At 70.9% G+C, this 16,786-nt stretch carries 10 protein-coding genes; 6 read left to right on the top strand and 4 right to left on the bottom strand.

All coding sequences use genetic code 11. From position 1 onward, the window contains the following. Positions 1–64 precede the first annotated feature (64 nt). The gene (locus K1J60_RS46945) at positions 65–889 is read right to left on the bottom strand and encodes a polymorphic toxin-type HINT domain-containing protein (RefSeq protein ID WP_220649672.1); all 825 of its coding nucleotides are present in this window, start codon (positions 887–889) and stop codon (positions 65–67) included. Continuing rightward, the gene (locus K1J60_RS34755; protein WP_220649673.1) at positions 889–7,134 is read right to left on the bottom strand and encodes a golvesin C-terminal-like domain-containing protein; all 6,246 of its coding nucleotides are present in this window, start codon (positions 7,132–7,134) and stop codon (positions 889–891) included. Before K1J60_RS34755 ends, K1J60_RS46945 begins: the two co-directional genes overlap by 1 nt. A gap of 432 nt (positions 7,135–7,566) precedes the next feature. Here K1J60_RS34755 and K1J60_RS34760 point away from each other — a divergent pair, with 432 nt between their 5' ends. From K1J60_RS34760 to K1J60_RS34785, 6 genes are all read left to right on the top strand, one after another. Then, the gene (locus tag K1J60_RS34760) at positions 7,567–8,421 is read left to right on the top strand and encodes an ABC transporter permease (RefSeq protein ID WP_033529167.1); all 855 of its coding nucleotides are present in this window, start codon (positions 7,567–7,569) and stop codon (positions 8,419–8,421) included. A gap of 77 nt (positions 8,422–8,498) precedes the next feature. Further along, a complete protein-coding gene (locus tag K1J60_RS34765; protein WP_220651840.1) occupies positions 8,499–9,359 on the top strand; it encodes a carbohydrate ABC transporter permease in 861 nt (286 codons plus the stop codon). Positions 9,360–9,394: 35 nt separating this feature from the next. Continuing rightward, positions 9,395–11,041: a type 2 periplasmic-binding domain-containing protein gene (locus K1J60_RS34770; protein WP_220649674.1), complete on the top strand. Its 1,647-nt coding sequence runs from the start codon at positions 9,395–9,397 to the stop codon at positions 11,039–11,041. After that, on the top strand, positions 11,038–12,246 hold the full coding sequence (locus tag K1J60_RS34775) for a LacI family DNA-binding transcriptional regulator (RefSeq protein WP_259408053.1): 1,209 nt from the start codon (positions 11,038–11,040) through the stop codon (positions 12,244–12,246). Before K1J60_RS34770 ends, K1J60_RS34775 begins: the two co-directional genes overlap by 4 nt. Positions 12,247–12,350: 104 nt before the next feature. Further along, positions 12,351–14,276, top strand: coding sequence for a DUF2264 domain-containing protein (locus K1J60_RS34780; protein WP_220649675.1), 1,926 nt, complete (start codon positions 12,351–12,353; stop codon positions 14,274–14,276). A gap of 46 nt (positions 14,277–14,322) precedes the next feature. Continuing rightward, positions 14,323–14,526, top strand: coding sequence for a hypothetical protein (locus K1J60_RS34785; RefSeq protein ID WP_220649676.1), 204 nt, complete (start codon positions 14,323–14,325; stop codon positions 14,524–14,526). A 10-nt stretch (positions 14,527–14,536) separates the two neighbouring features. Here K1J60_RS34785 and cobC read toward each other — a convergent pair whose 3' ends face one another. Together cobC and K1J60_RS34795 are read right to left on the bottom strand one after the other, a co-directional pair. Continuing rightward, positions 14,537–15,676 (bottom strand): Rv2231c family pyridoxal phosphate-dependent protein CobC, encoded by a 1,140-nt coding sequence (cobC, locus tag K1J60_RS34790; protein ID WP_259408054.1) that lies wholly within the window; start codon positions 15,674–15,676, stop codon positions 14,537–14,539. Continuing rightward, entirely contained in the window at positions 15,666–16,607 is a 942-nt protein-coding gene (locus tag K1J60_RS34795; RefSeq protein ID WP_220649677.1) for a sirohydrochlorin chelatase, read from the bottom strand. Before K1J60_RS34795 ends, cobC begins: the two co-directional genes overlap by 11 nt. Between the last annotated feature and the right edge of the window lie 179 nt (positions 16,608–16,786).

The following is a 16,786-nucleotide window of genomic DNA, read 5'->3' on the forward strand; positions in this document are numbered from 1 at the left end:
GGTTCGACGCAGAAAGAGGCCGGACCCGGGAAGTGCGGGTCCGGCCTCTTTTCTTTTCTTGCTGTCAGTTGGCGTTACCGATATATGGCCTTGACCGGAAGATGCTGCCGTCCAGCTGTCTGAACACAACGGTCAAGGAAGCGCCTGTCGGCAGCATGTCTTCCAATGTGCCGTTGCAGGCCCAGCAGACTTCTCGTGCGGCATTCGGGTCCCGGAAATTGATGTAGAGGGTTGAATTCCGCATCCCGGGATTCTGGCGCATCAGCGCCGCTGCCTGAGCTTCCAGGTGATGTGCGTAGCCTGCCTTGGTTCCGGGCGCCGGATTTCCAGCGATGCCTGGATGGATGTTCCTGCCCCCTGAGGACAGCGGATCGGCAAACCATCCGAGCTCGTCCGAGCGGAGAGCGCCTGTGGCGCCTCCGGGGTAGGCGAAGTGATTGCCCGCCCGCTCGGCGGCCGCAAGCCCCGCCTCGTCGCAGTTGTGCGCGAGGACCGACGTGGCTCCAGCCAGCACATAGAACGTGTGCAGGCCCGCCACGGTCAGGTTGTGAACCGTCGCCTGCGCCTTGCGCGCCTTGACGGCCGTGATCTGGACCCAGCTGCCGCTGCCCGTGCTGAGCCACTGGCCACGCTTCAGGTCTCCGGCGTCCACCCAGCGGGCCAAGTCGGGGAGCCAGAACGGGTGGTTCTCCGTCGCCGTGATCGTGGACGTCTCGTCGCCCGCCCGGCCGTCCGTGTCGATCGTCAAGGTGACCAGATGCTTGGTGCCGTCGCCCTCGATCGTGCGTGTGACCGTCCGGGCCTGCGTGTCGTCCGTCTCCACGTCCGACGCTGTGACCTTGTCGCCGATCTCGATGTCCTCGATCGCCTTCGTGGAACCGTCGGCCATCAGGACCTTGGTGCCGGGGACGAAGCTGTTCTTGCAGGGGGGCGGGGCGTCCGGGGGTTTCGGCGCGGCCGGGGCCGGGGCGTCGGCCGCCGGGGGGTTGGCGCCGCCTGTGGGGGTGCGTCCGCGGCGCCGGCCGGCGGGGGATCGGCGGCGCCGGCCGACGGCGGGTTCGCGCTGTTCGTCGGCGGTGTCGCCGCGCCGGACGGGACGTTGCGGCCGACGTCGCTCGCCGTGTCCAGCGCCTCCAGCGCCTCGTCCCCGTACTTGGCCACCTTCGCCGCAGTCGCCCCGTACCCCGCGAACGGGATCGCCGAGGCGCAGGACAGGGCCGCGTCGACGTACTCGCCCTCGGCCGCGTACCAGCCGCAGTTGGCCAGGTCCGCCGCCTCGCCGACGACCGGGATCAGGCCGACCACGTCCAGGGCGGCGTGACCGATGTCGGACCAGGAAAGGCCGAACAGGTGGCCGTCGATCTCGATGAAGGAGACCGGGTTGCCGCCGGCGAACGCGTAGCGGTTGCCGGTGTACGGGTCCATCGTCAGACCCATGTCGGCCAGGGCCCCGCCGTACATGTCACGGGTCAGGAAGCGGTTCAGCCCGGGGTCGTACGTGCGGAAGCCCATGTCGTACGTGCCGGACGCCGTGTCGTAGCGCTTGGCGTTGAAGCGGTACGAGTTGTAGGGCTCCGCGGCCTCGCCACCCGCCCCCGGCTTGTCCGCGCCCGTGAACTGAGCTGTGTCGTTCTTGCCGTACGCCGTGTAGCCGTAGGTGGTCTTGGTGTCGCCGTCCTTGTCGGTCAGCGCCTCCACGTCGCCGTGCGGGTGGTAGAGGTACTGCGTCGTCTCCGGGTCCGCGCCCGCATCGTCTTCCTCGTCCTTGATCTGGGTCAGCTTCTGGCCCCAGGAGGCGTACTGGAAGGACGTGACGCCTTCGTCGGTCACCTCCTCCTTCAGGGAGTTCGAGGTGATGCCCAGGTAGGTGAAGAGCGTGGTCTTCGCGTCGTCGCCGCTGCCGACCGTCTCCTTCACCGTGCGGTCGAACGCGTCGTACGTCAGACGGGTCGTCCGGGCCGCGTCACCGGCGCCCGAGGTGATCGACTCCGGGCGGTCGAAGCCGTCGTAGCGGTACTTCTGGATCGTCTCGCCGCCGAAGGAGACGGTGTCGAGGCGCCCGAGCGGGTCGTAGTTGTACGTGGACGACGCGCCGTCCTCCGTCGACGTCAGGAGACGGTTGCGGTCGTAGCGGTGGGTCGTCGTCGTGTCGTCGACCGTCTGCCGGACCACGTTGCCGGCCGCGTCGTGCCGGTACTCCTCCGTCTTCTCGTCGTCACCGGTCTTCGCGACCTTCGCGATGCGGTCCTGCGGGTCGTACGTGTACGCGTACGTGTTGTCGATCGTGGAGCCGTGGTCGTCGGCGTCCATCAGCTTCAGGACGTCCTCGACCTTGTGGCCGTTGGCGTTGTACTTCAGGGCGTGCTCGGCGACGAGGGTGTCGTCGGACTGCCGCTCCGTGGTCCTCCTCGTCGCGCCGTCGAGGTAGTAGTCGACGGTCAGGACGTTGCCGTTCGGCTTCGTCTGCTTCGCCAGCTCGCCCCTGGCCGTGTACTCCACCGAGGTCACCTGGCGGTCGTCCGCCGTCGGCGACGCCGCGTTGGTGATGCGCTCGACCCGGTCCAGCTCGTCGTACTCCAGCTTGCTCCAGGTCAGGTCGTGGGTCGTCGTCAGCGTGTTGCCGTTGGCGTCGTACGTCAGCGCCGTCGTGTCGCGGACACTGTCCCCGTCGCGCTCCACCACCTCGGTGAGCTGGTTGAGTTCGTCGTAGGCCAGGGTGTAGCGGTCGGTCTCGACGCCGGGGCTGTTGTCGACGATCTCGACCTGGTTGCCGTTGGCGTCGTAGCGGTAGGAGAAGTCCTTCTTCTCGTTGTCGGTGTCGCCCTCGTAGTCGCGCACCAGCCGCACCGCGTCCGCGACCACCGTCCCGGTCGCCTTGTCGGTGAGGGTGATGGCCTGACCGGTGTCCTCGGCGAACGCGTACTTGCCCAGCGAGCGCCATTCACCGGGGAGTTCGCTCTGGTCGAGGGTCCTGGTCTCGGTGCCGTCCTTGTGCTTGATCTCGTACGCGGCGTCCTTCGCCGCCCCGTCGACCTTCGGGTGGCGGACGTAGACCGTGTAGTCGCCTGCCTGCGGGATCGTCAGCTGCCAGACGAAGCGGTCCTCGCCGGTACCCGGCGCGTGCGTCTGCGCGTCGTAGCCGTACGACCCCTCGGGGTCGACCGCCGTCCACGTGCCCTGCTGCGCCGTGTTGTTGATGTCGCTGTTGTCGACTAGGGCGACCTGGAGGCCCACCGGTACCCCGTCGTCCGAACGGGACTTGAGGGCCCCACTCGGATAGAAGGAGGAGTTGAGGGTGCGGGAGAACGAACCGCCCGCGCTGCTCAGGGTGTTCTGGATCTGCTGGCCGAGGTCGTTGTACCGGTAGGAGTTCCTGATGTCGAAGGCGTCGACCGACGTCCTGACCAAGCCGGTGTCGAAGTAGGTGTACTCCGTCTCGTTGCGGACGCTCTGTCCCTCGGACGGCGGGGCGCTGACCTTCTTCACCCGGCTCAGCGCGTCGTACTCGTACGTCGTGCGGTCGGGGGTGTTGTACCGGTCGTCGTCCGGGTCGAAGGGGCTCAGGGTCTCCTTGACGCGGTTCAGCTCGTCGTAGACGGTCTCGGAGGCGAAGTCCTTCGGGTCCTCGGTCTCCATACCGCGCGGGGTGACGGCCCGGGTCCGGTTGCCGACCTCGTCGTACTCGAAGCGGGTTCTGCGGATGACGCCGTCGTCGTGCGGGACCCGCGCCTCGGCCAGGGCGCCGCGGGCGTCGAGGACCAGGTCGGTGCGGTTGCCCTCGGCGTCGGTGGTGGCGGTGGTCAGACCGTCCCAGTCGTACGTGCTCGTCGTCGACTCGCCGATCGCGTCGGTCGTCTCCAGGAGCCGGTGGTCGAGGTCGTAGCGGAACCTGGTGGTGTAGTCGTCGGGGTCCTCGGTCTCGTTCTTGCGGGCGTCGACGACCTTCACCAGGTCACCGACGTCGTTGTAGACGGCCGAGGCGCGCCTGCCCGCCGCGTTGACCGCCTCGATCGGCTGGTAGACCTCGTCGTACTTCGTGGTCGAGGTGAAGTCGCCGGGCGTGTCCGTCAGGTTGCCCTTCGGCTCCGTCGAGGTGAGCTGGTTGCCGACCTTGTCGTACGTGAAGGTCGACACCCGTGCCGGCGCACCCTCCTCGTCACCGGGCTGGCTGGACTTCAGCAGCTGGTCGGCGGCGTCGAACTCGCTGGTGCTCGACACCCCGTTGGGGGCGGTGAAGACGAGCGTGTTGTCGTTCACGTCGTACTTCGGCGCGGGCGTGACGATGAACTCGCCCGCCTGCTGGTCCTTCGGCCTGCGGTTCTCCAGCGGACGCGCGAACACGTCGTACGTCTGCGTGGTCGTCGCCCCGTCGGCCTCCTCGACCTCGGTGACGTTGCCGCGTACGTCGTACGTCGTGGTCGTACGGTTGCCGAGGGCGTCGATGATCACCCGTGGATAGCCGGACGGGTCGTAGTCCTCGAACTTCGTCGTGTGTTCGTTGGGGTCGGTCGCCGAGACGAGCCGGCCCCGCGCGTCGTAGGCGTTGGTGGAGGTGTAGTCGTCCGCGGGCTCGCTCGCCACGCCGTTCGGGTCGGTGACCGAGGTCATGTTGCCGCGCGTGTCGTAGCCGAAGAGCCAGGTACGGCCCTCCGGGGAGACCCGGCGCACCAGGTCGGCGATGTAGCCGTTCTCACCGGTCGCGTAGGTGAGCGTGGCGGCGGGCCGGTCGTTCTTCACCGACTCCGCGTCCCGGCTCTCCAGCGGGTAGCCCGTCTTCGGGTCGTACTTCCAGGTGCGGGCGGCGCCGTTGTTCTCCTCCAGGCGCGTGACGTTGTTGTCGGCGTCCCAACCCAGCCTCGTGGTCCGCTTCTTGGCGTCGGTGAGCTTCACGGGACGGCCGTAGCCGTCCAGTCGCTGGGTGCTGGGGTTGCCCTCGGCGTCGGTGACGACCGTCTCGGTCCCCTTGCCGTCATGGCCGTCGGGGTCCTTGTAGCGGTACTTGGTCACACCGCCGAGCCGGTCCGTGACCGCCTTGGTGTACCCCAGGTAGTGCAGCTGGTCCTTGTCGTCGTGCGGGCCGACGTAGTCGACCTTCGAGGCGTTGCCCCGCGGGTCGGTGACCTCGACCAGTTTCACGCCGGGGTGGTCGAACTCCTTGCCGTACTCGAACGCGAAGACCTTGCGCAGCTTCTCCTCGGCATTCGCGCCGTCCGTCAGCCGTGCCAGCAGGCCCTTCTCGGTGAAGGTGAAATCGACACGCCGCCCCGAGACGTCGGTGACGGAGCGGACCTTGTCGACGATGAACGGGTTGAGGAGGTGCTTGCCCGTCTTGACCTCGCCGTCCTTGTCGACGTACGAGTACGCCTCGCCCTTCTCCCAGTAGTCGATGCTGAGCGTGCGCCGGCCCTCGGCGTCGGTGACGTACTTCAGCAGCTTGGACGGGTGCCCGAGCAGTCGCTCCTCGTACGTGAACTCCATCCGGTTGCCGTTCTTGTCCACCTGGGCGCTCGGGTAGCCCTGGCAGTCGAAGAGGAACCGGGTGCGGTCCGGGCGCAGGAACTCCCAGGCCTCGCGCTGGTGGGGGTGGAGCAGACAGTCCTTCTCCAGCTGCCTGACCCGGAAGTGGACGCCGGCGGGGGAGTCCCACTCGCCCTTCTTGTTCTTGCTGAAGACGTGGCTGGTGCCGTCGCCGTCGGTCAGCGTGATCTGCTTGGGCAGCAGCGCGGCCGGGTGGAAGTCCAGCGGCGTGCCCAGCCGGACCGGCGAGGAGGCCTGCAGCGACCAGCCGAAACCGGCCGGAGTGCTGGACGCGTCCTGCGAGTTGTAGGCCAGCCGCAGGAAGGTCGAGAAGCCGAGCGACGGGTTGGAGAAGGCGTTGTACGACCACACCGCGTTGCCCGCGTGAAGATTGCTCATCAGCGCCGAGCCCGCACCGGTGTTCTTGCCGGCGTACGAGTGGAAGTCCTCCAGACCGAGTTGGTCGGAGGTCGGGTACTCGGCGGTGACCTGGTGCTGGGAGGGCGGCACCCCGTCCGTCTCGGACAGCCAGTCGCCGGTGGCCTTCTCCCGCAGGTCCCACTCCAGGCCGAAGGTGAGCCGCTTGTCGAGCGGGTCGACCAGGACCGGGGCCTTGAGTTCCGCGTCGAAGGTCACCGTCTCGCCCGGCCGCACGTCCTCGGGCAGGGGTGTCGCGTCCTTGTTGAGAAGGTGGGTGACGTCCTTGCCGTCCAGCGTCCAGCGGTACGACAGGACGCGCTCGCCCTTCTTCCACACCGTGTCCGTGGTGTTGGTGAGGGCCGCCTCGACGGTGGCCTTCTCACCGGGGATCATCCGCGCCGGGGTGTACGGCAGGAAGTAGGTCTCCCCCTCGGGGGCGGCGAGCAGCTTCGCCCCTTCGGCGACCTGGCCCAGCGGCGGAAGTTCGACCGTGCGGGCGGGGCCGGCCAGCAGCCTGCCCTGCTGGGTGCGGACGACGATCCGGTAGTGGTAGGTCTTGCCCTTGGCCTTGCCCTTGCCCTTGGCCTGGCCCTTGCCGCCGCCGTCGAGCGCCGGGGGCGCCGTGCGGTCGGCGAAGGTCCGGGTGTCGCGGTCGACGGGGGCGAGCAGGGTCTCGTCGGTCGGGGTGAAGTCCTTCTTCGTGGCGCGGTGGACCTCGTACTCCCGCAGGTCCTTGCCCCGGTACGCGCTCCAGGCGAGGTCGGCGCCGGTGGCGTGCGTGGTACGGGGTGCGGCGATGCGGACGCTGTCGGCGTCGCCCGTGACGCCGCGGTGGGTGAGGGAGGACGAGCCCCGTGAGCGGTCCAGGCCGATGCGGGGCGGCTTCGGGTCGTCGCCCCGGTCGATCTCCTCTCCGTCCTCGTCGTCGCCGAAGAGGCGCTCCAGGATGCCCGGGTCGTCCTCGTCCTCGTCCTCGGCGAGTTCGCTGGCGGGTCTCCAGCCCTCGCGGGGATCGCTGGTGTCGGGTTCGACCGCGGCCGCGGGTCTCTTCTCGCCGGTCGTGGCGGGGGTGGCGGGAGCGCCGCCGATGATCAGGGCCGTCGCCACGGTGCCGACCAGGGCGGCGCGGAGGCGGAATCGGCGCAGGCGGACGCGGCGGAGGCGGATACGGACGCGGGTGTGGTCTAAGGCTGCCATGAAGGGCTCCTTGTTCCCCGTGAGCACAGGGGTCGCACAGGAATCGCCGGGCGCAACTGTCTACCAAGGCCCCCCAAAGCCATGTCAACGACATGTCAAATGAAGGGGCGAGTTCCGGACTGCGAACGTTGCGAAGAAGTCCTGTACGGACCGGTGGGGTGGTGTGAAGCCGCGTAAGCGGGTCGGCCGGATCCGGTCACCGGGTCAACGGCCTTTCTGTGTCAGGGCTGTTGACCGGTCATTGAAAACGTTTTAACTTCCCCTCACTCCGACTTCGAGACGTGAGGGGGACCCGTGGCCGTTGTACTACGGGAACGCACAGGTAAAGAGGAGGTTGGACGGGATCGCCGTCGTGCGAACGGCGCACCGCCGGGACGAAAAGGTTTTCAGAGGCAGGGGCGAGACCGGAGTTCCCGGGCTCTGCTGCTGCTCATGCTCCCCGGTCTCGCCTACTTCCTCCTGTTCCACTACGGCGCGCTGGCCGGCAACCTCATCGCGTTCAAGGAATACGTCCCGTTCGACGGCATCTGGGGCAGCCCCTGGGTCGGCGTGGACAACTTTCGGCGGATGTTCGACGACGGGGCGTTCTGGGCGGCCGTCCTCAACACCCTCTGGATCGCCGTCCTCCAGCTCGTCTTCTACTTCCCCGTGCCGCTCGGCCTCGCCCTGCTGCTGCACAGCCTCACCTTCAGCAGCGTCCGCCGCTTCGTGCAGTCGGTGGCGTACCTGCCGCACTTCATCTCCTGGGTGATCGTCGTCGCCCTGTTCCAGCAGGTGCTCGGCGACACCGGACTGCTCAACTCCTCCCTCGACGGCATGGGGTTGAGCACCGTCGACATCATCGGCAACCCGGACGCCTTCCGGCCGCTCACCGTCGCCCAGGTCATCTGGAAGGACGCGGGCTGGGGCACGATCATCTTCCTCGCCGCCCTCGCCCAGGTCGACGAGCAGCAGTACGAGGCCGCCGCGATCGACGGGGCCGGCCCCTGGCGGCGGTTCTGGCACGTCACACTGCCCGCCATCCGCCCGGTGATCGTGCTGCTGCTCATCATGCGGCTCGGCGACATCCTCTCCGTCGGCTTCGAGCAGATGCTGCTCCAGCGCGACGCGGTAGGCCCCGAGGCCGCCGAGATCATCGACACCTTCGTCTACTACCAGGGCGTCGTCGGCGGCGACTACGGATTCGCCGCCGCCGCGGGCCTGTTCAAGGGCGTCATCGGCGCACTGCTCGTGTACGCCGCCAACAAGGTCGCCCACCGTCTCGGCGAACAGGGGGTCTACAAGTGAGCGCCCGCACCGGTGGCGCCGTCCGCGCCCGTCCCGCCGGGCGCGCCGGCTCCCGTACCGCCGTCCGGCCCGGCTGGCTGGAGAAGCCGAAGCCGCTGACCCAGGCCGCCAAGGCCGTCGCCCTCGCCGCCGTCGTCCTCCTGGTCTGCGTGCCGTTCCTCGTCATCGTCTCCACCTCCCTCGCCTCCACCGACGAGGTCGTGGCGAACGGCGGCTGGGTCCTCTGGCCGACCGAACCCAGCCTCGACGCCTACCGCGACATCCTCGACGGCGGCATCGTCACCCACGCCCTCGGCGTCAGCGCGGGCGTGACGGCCGTCGGCACCCTGCTCAGCCTGGCCTGCACCGTCACCCTCGCCTACGCGCTCTCCCGCCCCGGGGTCTTCGGAGGCCGGCCGGCCCTGCTGCTCATCCTGTTCACCTTCCTCTTCCCGCCCGGCATGATCCCGAGCTTCCTGCTGGTCAAGGAGCTGGGCCTGCTGGACAGCTACGCCTCCCTGGTACTGCCCGTCCTCGTCAACGTCTTCAACCTCGTCGTGCTGCGCGGCTTCTTCCAGGGCATCCCGGAGGAGCTGTACGAGGCCGCCCGGCTCGACGGGGCGGGGGACTGGCGGGTGCTGTTCTCCGTCGTCCTGCCGCTGTCCAAGGCCGCGCTCGCCGTCGTCGGGCTGTTCTACGCGGTGGCGTACTGGAACTCCTGGTTCTACGCCTCGCTCTACCTGGAGAGCGACCACTGGCCCCTCCAACAGGTCCTGCGCACCTATGTGGTGGCCGGTTCCGGGCTCACCGACGCGACGACCGGCGAGGGCACGGTCACCGCGCCGCAGACCGTCCAGATGGCGGTGCTGGTGATCGCCACCGTACCGATCCTGCTCGTCTACCCCTTCCTCCAGAAGTACTTCACCAAGGGCGTGCTCACCGGCGCCATCAAGAGCTGACCCCGCCGATTCCAGCCGACACGAGGGATTCACCCATGCCCCGCATGTCCCGACGTACTCTGCTCGGTTCCGTGGCCGCCGCGGTCGCCGCCCCCGGCGTACTGACCGCCTGCTCCTCTTCCGGCAGCCGTGACAGCGACGTCTCCAACGCCGGTAAGAAGCTGGCCCCCTGGCCCACCCACCGGCCCACCGCCAAGGCCCCCAAGCCGGACCTCGCCGCCACCGCGGAAGGGGTCCAGGCCGGATACACGTCCTACCCGGCCGAGCTGACGCAGTCCGTGTCCCGCACCCCGGGCGACGGATCCACGATCAAGGTCATGACGGTGTCCTTCGGCACACCACCCAAACCGGCCTCGTCCAACCGGTTCTGGGCGGCTGTCGAAAAGGCACTCGGTGTCAAGATCGACTACACGATCATCTCCCAGGCCGACTACCAGAAGAAGATGGCCACGGTCATGGCGGGCGACGCCGACAGCCTTCCCGACATCATCAACATGTTCACCGGGCTGACCGTGCCCCGCGAGGCCCAGTTCGTGCGGACCCGCGGCGAGGACCTCACCCCGTACCTGTCCGGCGACGCCGTCACCGACTACCCCAACCTCGCCAACATCCCCACCCACGCCTGGCGGGACATGGGCCGTATCGGCGGCCGGATCTACGGCGTCCCCCTGGAACGCCCGCTGCCCGGCTCCACGCTCTGGCTCAACCAGGCCATGTTCACGGGCGCGGGCATGGAGGAGGGCTGGACCTCCGACGACTTCGCCGCCGTCGCCCGGCAGGCCACCCGCGGCAGGACGTACGCCCTCGGCGCCGCCCAGGGCTCCGGGTTCGGCAACGGCTACCACTCCGCCGCCCACAACGCGCCCCAGGACTGGTCCGTCACCAAGGACGGCGTCTTCGTGCCGGGGTACGCGGACGAGCGCTACAAGGCGTCGATCGCCTTCCGCGCCCGGCTGCGCGAGAGCGGCTCCTACTACCCGGACGCGACCTCGGTCTCCCAGATCGACCTGAGCAGCCTCTTCCTCAACGGCACCGTCGGCTCCATGCAGGACGGCTTCGGCGCCTATCTGCCCAAGTACCTCGACTCCGAAGGCAAGTTCACCCCGGCCGCCGCGCTGCCGTACAGCGTCGACGGCACGCCCGGCGGGGTCGTCGCCGCCCGTCGCTCCTTCGGCTACACCATCCTGAAGAAGGCGAAGAAGGAACGCATCGAGCTGATGCTGCGCATCCTCGACTTCCTCGCCGCGCCCTTCGGCACCAAGGAGTGGGAACTCGTCCACTACGGCGTCGAGGGCGTCCACTTCACCCGGGGCAGGGACGGCTCGCCCGAGGCCACGAAGCTCGGAGAAGTCGAGAACAACACCAACCTGCCCCTGAAATACCTCGCCGAAGGCCCCCAGGTGCTCTTCGTACCGGGCATGCCGGACGCCGTACGTGCCCTCCACGCCTGGCAGCGGAAGGTCGTGCCGCACGCCATTCGCAACGCCTCCTACGGGTTGCAGTCCGCCACCTCCAACTCCCAGGGCGCCACTCTCAAGGCCCTCGTCGACGACACGATCACCGGCATCGTCGCCGGGCGGCTCCCGCTCTCGGAATGGGACGCGACCGTGAAGAAGTGGCGGCAGCGGGGCGGCGACAGAATGGCCGAGGAGTTCGCGAAGGACTACGCGGCCAACACATGAGCGACGGCCTGCGGCCGACGGCGGCGGAACAGGAGACGCGGGGGATGGGGAACGACATGGCGTCCGAGGAGACGGAACTCAAGGCCCCGGCGCGGAAGGAGCCGCTCTCCGGGGCGCCGGGCCCCGGGGAGACGGAGCCCAAGGACCCGGCTGCCAGGGGCCGGGTCACGATCCGGGAGGTGGCCGTGCGGGCGGGCGTGTCGACGGCCACCGCCTCCCGCGCGCTCAGCGGCAACCATCCGGTGCCCGCCGCCACCCGGGCCCGCGTCCTGCGCGCCGCCCGCGAACTCGACTACGTCGCCAACGCGCACGCCCGTGCCCTGGTCGGCGGCGGCCGCAAGATGGCCGCCGTCGTCGTCCGCCAGGTCACCAGCCCCTTCTACGCCCAGGTCGCCGAGGGCGTGGAGGCGGAGGCCGCCGACCGCGGCTGGCTGTGCGTGGTCGGCGCGACCGGGGGAGACCCGCAGCGCGAGATGGACTTCGTACGGCTGATGCGGGAGGAGGGGGCGCGGCTGGTGATCCTGGTCGGCGGGGTCGTCGAGGACGACGCGTACCGCTCGCGCGTGGCCCAGTACGCGCAGGCCCTGGACGCCTCCGGGGCCCGGCTCGTGCTGTGCGGGCGGCCGGCCCCCGATCCCGCGATCCCGGCGCTGGTCGTCGAGTTCGACAACGAGGCGGGGGCGCGGGCGATCACCGGGCACCTGCTGTCCGCCGGACACCGCCGGATCGTCTTCCTCGGCGGGCTGCCCGGGAACACGGCGCTCGACGCCCGCGTCGCGGGCTACCGGGCAGCACTGGCGGAGCACGGGCTGCCGCCCGAGGCCGCGCGGGTCGTGAACTGCGGCCTCGGCCGCCCGGCGGGGCTCCGCGCGATGACCGAACTGCTCAAGGAGACACGGGAGTTCACGGCCGTCTTCGCGGGGGACGACATGGTCGCGGCGGGGGCGCTCCGCGCGATCGCCGAAGCCGGGCTCAGGGTTCCCGACGACATCTCGGTGGTCGGGTACAACGACATCCCGCTGGCCGAGGACTTCGATCCGCCGCTCACGACGGTGCGTACGCCGGCCGAGGAGCTGGGGCGGGCGGCGGTGCGGATCGCTCTGCGGGATCCGGAGCGGGGGGTGGGGGGCCGGCATGTGCTGGGCACGCACATCGTCGTGCGGCGCAGCGTGGCTCCGCCGATGGCGCCGCCGGTCCGGCCGTAGGTCGCGTGCGGGTCCGTCGTGGCTGGTCGCGCAGTTCCCCGCGCCCCTGAAGGGGCGCGCTGCCCTGCTCTCTGTCCACAACTCACCGGAGGTTTCGACCCCGTATGACCGCGCCGCACATGTCACCCGCCGACAGCTCGACGCTTGCGCCCTCCGACTCTCTTCTCTCCCCCCTCACCGGCTGGACCCGAGCCCACTGGGAGGCCATGGCCGACCGGCTGCTCGACGGGATCGAGCCGTTCGCCTCGCCGGGCCTCGCGCAGTACCGGCTGCCGGGGCGGGCCAGCCACTCGGGGGCGTTGTCCGACGGGCTCGAAGGGTTCGCACGGTCCTTCCTGCTCGCCGCCTTCCGGATCGCGGGCTCGCGGGGGCGGGTCGGGCCCGCGCTCATCGAGCGGTACGCGGCCGGGCTCGCCGCCGGGACCGACCCCGCAGGCGGTGACGAGCGGTGGCCGGCGATCACGGACCGGGCGCAGCCCATGGTGGAGGCCGCGTCGATCGCGATCGCCCTGCACGAGACCCGCCCGTGGCTGTGGGACCGGCTCGACGACGGGGTGCGCGGCCGGGTCGCCCACTGGCTGGGCGGGTTCGTCGGCGCGGACGTCAACGACTCCAACTGGCGGCTCTTCCAGGTGATCACCGAGGAGTTCCTCGCCTCGGTGGGCGCCCCGCACAGCCGCGCCGAGATCGACGCGGGCCTCGCCCGACTGGAGGACTGGTACCGGGGCGGCGGCTGGTACACCGACGGCGACGGGCGGAAGTTCGACTACTACAACGGCTGGGCGCTGCACCTGTATCCGGTGCTGTGGGCGCGGATCGCGGGTCCACGGGCGGACGCGGCGGCGGTGGCCCGGCACCGCGGGAGGCTGCGCGAGTTCCTCGCCGCCCACCAGCACTTCTTCGGCGCCGACGGGGCCCCGGTCCACCAGGGCCGTTCCCTCACCTACCGTTTCGCGACCACCGCCCCGCTGTGGGCGGGCGTCCTCGCCGACGCCACGCCGCTGCCGCCGGGCCGGACCCGCCGGCTCGCCTCCGGGGCCCTGAGGCACTTCGCGGAGCGGGGGGTGCCCGACGAGCGGGGCCTGCTCACCCTGGGCTGGTACCGGCCCTTCCTCCCCGTCACCCAGCGCTACTCGGGCCCCGCCTCCCCGTACTGGGCGAGCAAGGCCTTCCTCGGCCTGCTCCTGCCCGAGAGCCACCCCGTGTGGACCGCGCAGGAGGAGCCCGCGCCGATCGACACCGCCGACACCACGCTCGCCCTGCCCGGCCCCGGCTGGCTGCTGCACACCACGGCCGCCGACGGCCTCGTACGGCTCGTCAACCACGGCAGCGACCGGCTGCCGCCCCCGCCCGCCACCGCCGACGACAGCCCGCACTACGCCCGGCTCGCCTACTCCAGCGCCACGGCACCGGAGACCCCGACGAGCCCCGGGGCGGGCCCCGACAACCACCTCGCCCTGCTCGCACCCGACGGCACCCCCTCGCCACGAGGCCGTATCCGTCCCCTGGGCACCGAGGGCCGCCGCGCAGCGTCCCGGTACGGCGGCGAGGACGGCGACGGGATCGAGACGGTCAGCGTGGTGCACGGCCCCTGGGAGGTGCGGGTGCACCGTGTCCACGCGCCGGCCGGCACGCCCGTACGCGAAGGGGGCTGGGCCGTGGCCGACGACGACGGGCCGCCGGAGGGGACGTCCGGCCCGGGCTGGGCGCTGGCCCGCCGCGCGGACGGCCTGACCAGCGCGCTGGTGGGCCTGCACGGCTGGGGCGACGGCCCCGGAAGAGTCGTGGGGGCCGTCGGGTCGAACGCCTACGGGCACCACTCGGCGACGCCCGTCCTCGAAGGACGGACGGCGCCCGGCGGGAGGGAATCGCTCCTGGTCACCCTCGTCCAGCTCAGCGGCGACCCGCACACCCCTCACACCGGAGCGAGCGCGAGGGTCGACGCCGACGGAGACGTGGACATCCGCTTCCCGGACGGCACCCGTGAGTCGGTCCGCAGGACCGAGACGCCGTACGGGCGGCCCTACTGACACTCCCTCAGGGGCACTGGCCGAAGTGACATTGTCGGGGGAACCCGTGAACTCCCTGGCGCGGCGGCGCACCGCACGTCCGTCCCGCACGTCCGTCCCGCACGTCCGTCCGAAGAAGTACCCCGGGGAGGGCCAGCTGATCAAGCCGAAGGCCGGTGCGGCCGGGTCCTTCGGCTGCCGGAACGCGCCGGTGAAGTTCTGCACGAAGGGCACCCGAACCACCCGGCTCGTTCCGCCGACGGACCGCTGAGCCCCTCCGCTCAGCGGTCCGCCAGCGTCATCGCCCGGTCCAGCGCCTGGAGGAAGCCGTTGACCGTGGTCCGGTCACGGACCGCCAGGCGCAGCCACGCGTCGTCCAGCCCCGGGAAGGTGTCACCGCGGCGGACGGCGAAGCCGAGACTGCGCAGATGCCGTCGTACGGCGGTCGCGCGGGGCAGGCGGATCAGCACGAACGGGCCGTCGGCCGGCTCGGCCACGACCAGGCCGTCGGGGGCGAACTCCTGGAGCCCGGCGACCAGATGGGCCCGGTCGGCGACGATGCGACCGGCCGCCTCGGCCGCCTCCGCCAGCGCCCGGTCCGAGACGCACGCCTCGGCCGCCGCGAGGGCGGGCGTCGACACCGGCCACAGCGGCTGGGCCCGCTCCAGCTCGGCGATCGTCCCGGGCGCGGCGAGGACGTAACCGATCCGCAGCCCGGCGAGCCCCCAGGTCTTGGTGAGGCTGCGCAGGACGACGAGGCCGGGCACGTCCGTCCGGCCGGCCAGCGCCTCGCGCTCACCCGGCACCGCGTCCATGAACGCCTCGTCGACGACCAGCGTCCGACCCGGGCGGGCGAGTCGGGCGAGGGACTCCGCCGGGTGCAGCACCGACGTCGGATTGGTCGGGTTGCCCACGACCACCAGGTCCGCGTCCTCCGGTACGGCCGCCGGGTCCAGCCGGAAGCCGTCCGACTCCCGCAGCAGCACCCGGTCCACGGTGTGCCCGGCGTCCCGCAGCGCGGCCTCGGGTTCGGTGAACTGCGGGTGCACGACCACCGGGTGACGAACCTTCAGGGCGCGGGCGAGCAGCACGAACGCCTCGGCGGCGCCCGCCGTGAGCAGGACCCGCTCGACCGGCAGCCCGTGCCGGGCCGCCACCGCCGCCCGCGCGGCCCGTCCGTCGGGGTAGGCGGCCAGCCCGGTCAGCGACCCGGCTATCCGCTCACGCAGCCAGGCGGGCGGTGTGTCGGCCCGGACGTTCACGGCGAGGTCGATGAGCCTCGCCCCGTCGTCCCGCACCTCGGCGTCACCGTGATGGCGCAGGTCATGACCCGCGTTCGACGGGGCGTCACCCGTGTGCGACGGGCCATGACCGGTGTTCCGCAGGTCGTGCCTGCTCCCGGAGTCGGATTCAGTGTGCATGGGAGTGCGTGTGTCCCCAGTGGTGTCGATCGTGACCGTGGTGCCCGTCGTCGTCCGGACGGGCGTGTGGCTGTCGCGGCAGCCCCGGGCTGTTCCCGCCGCCGGGCGGGGTGCCGCCGGGTACGGAGGCGTCGTGGGAATCGCGGTTCATGTACGGGTCGCCCTCCAGCGCCTCCCGGTACCGCTCCACGATGAGATCGAGCAGCTCCGGCTCCGGGCCGATGACATCGGCCGACCGTACCGCGATCTCCGGACGTGCGGCAGCCCAGCCCTCGGTCTGCTGCCGCACCCGGTCGGCCGGCCCGCCGTCGAGCGGGAAGTACGGCAGGACGACGATCCGCCGCGCACCCAGCCGCACACACCGGTCGAGGCCGCTCGGCACGTCCGGCGCGGCCATCGAGACGAACGCCGTCTCCACACCCGCGTACCCGCGCCCCTCCCACAACAACCGGGCAGCCCGGTGCACCTCGGCGTTGGCCCCGGGGTCCGTGGACCCGTACCCGACGAGCAGGACGGTCACATCGGCCCGGTCGCCCGGAGTCCTCGGCGAGGGCGACCCCAGAGCCTCCTCCACCCGTCGCTCCAGCAGGCTCAGCAGCGCGGGGTGCGGGCCCGGGGGGCGGCCGCGTCCGTGCGACACCTCCGGGTGCCGCTCCCGCACGCGGTCCAGCGCCGCCCTGACGTCCGACTCGGCACGCCCGGCGGGCTCCCACGCCAGCGGGACCACGACGAACCGCCGTGCCCCGTGCTCCACGAGCGCGCTCACGGCCTCACCCAGCGGCGGCCGGAACGGCTCGACGAAGCCGCCCCCGACGGGCAGCCCGGGGTGGCGGCGCCCCAGCTCGCGCAGTAAGTCGCGGAACACCTCGGCCCCGGCATCGTCCCGGGTTCCATGACCGGCGATGAGCAGGGCGGGCGGCGGGGTGGTCACGATGTCTCCTCAGAGGCGGAAGGGGTGATGCGGGAGCGGGAGCGGGCAGGGCAGGGCAGTCGGCGGCGGTCACCGTCATGGTGTCTCTCGACGACCACGGTCGTGGTCACGGCCACGGTCGTGGTCACGGCCACGGTCGTGGTCACCGCCACGACGATCATCATGCCGACTGGCGCCGG

This window comes from Streptomyces akebiae, assembly GCF_019599145.1.
Lineage (GTDB): Bacteria > Actinomycetota > Actinomycetes > Streptomycetales > Streptomycetaceae > Streptomyces > Streptomyces akebiae.

Excerpts from the sequence above, each read along its gene's own strand:
- K1J60_RS34755 (WP_220649673.1), bottom strand. The coding sequence starts at position 7,134 with ATGGCAGCCTTAGACCACACCCGCGTCCGTATCCGCCTCCGCCGCGTC.
- K1J60_RS34760 (WP_033529167.1), top strand. The coding sequence starts at position 7,567 with ATGCTCCCCGGTCTCGCCTACTTCCTCCTGTTCCACTACGGCGCGCTG.
- K1J60_RS46945 (WP_220649672.1), bottom strand. The coding sequence starts at position 889 with ATGGCCGACGGTTCCACGAAGGCGATCGAGGACATCGAGATCGGCGAC.
- cobC (WP_259408054.1), bottom strand. The coding sequence starts at position 15,676 with ATGCACACTGAATCCGACTCCGGGAGCAGGCACGACCTGCGGAACACC.
- K1J60_RS34780 (WP_220649675.1), top strand. The coding sequence starts at position 12,351 with ATGACCGCGCCGCACATGTCACCCGCCGACAGCTCGACGCTTGCGCCC.
- K1J60_RS34770 (WP_220649674.1), top strand. The coding sequence starts at position 9,395 with ATGCCCCGCATGTCCCGACGTACTCTGCTCGGTTCCGTGGCCGCCGCG.
- K1J60_RS34775 (WP_259408053.1), top strand. The coding sequence starts at position 11,038 with ATGAGCGACGGCCTGCGGCCGACGGCGGCGGAACAGGAGACGCGGGGG.